This is a genomic window from Mesorhizobium sp. M3A.F.Ca.ET.175.01.1.1 (assembly GCF_004791945.1).
In the GTDB taxonomy this organism is placed as follows: domain Bacteria; phylum Pseudomonadota; class Alphaproteobacteria; order Rhizobiales; family Rhizobiaceae; genus Mesorhizobium.
The window spans coordinates 1-351 of record NZ_SRTP01000166.1 but is presented as its reverse complement, the minus strand read 5'-3'; the positions used below and the strand labels follow the sequence as shown (position 1 = coordinate 351).

Sequence of the window (351 nt, the reverse complement as noted above, 5' to 3'; positions counted from 1 at the left end):
GTCAACTTTTTGTGCATGCTGGCGCGTATCGGCGACCCGATATGTCCCACACGCTTTGGGCGAGCGTTTCGCATGCGCAAGTCCTAGATAGATGCGGGTGCAAACAGGAAACGGCCTTTCCATGTCACAGTCAGCTCCGGCCCTCACGCCGGTTCGATTCGACGCCGACGCGCAGGCGAAGCTCTCGGCATTGCGGCGGACCAAATTCATCGCCGCCGTCGCGCTCGGCCTTTGCAGTCTCGTGTTTGGGTTGGCGACATCCTTCCAGGCTACCTATCCGTGGCTTGGCTTTGTCGCGGCCTTCGCCGAGGCCGCGACCGTCGGTGGCATAGCCGCCTGGTCTGCTACGGT

The 351-nt window shown here is 62.1% G+C and carries 1 pseudogene; it reads left to right on the top strand.

Annotated elements, in window-relative coordinates:
• Window positions 1–121: 121 nt before the first annotated feature.
• Window positions 122–351, top strand: a pseudogene (locus tag EN818_RS31215) (DUF445 domain-containing protein); the annotation flags it as partial.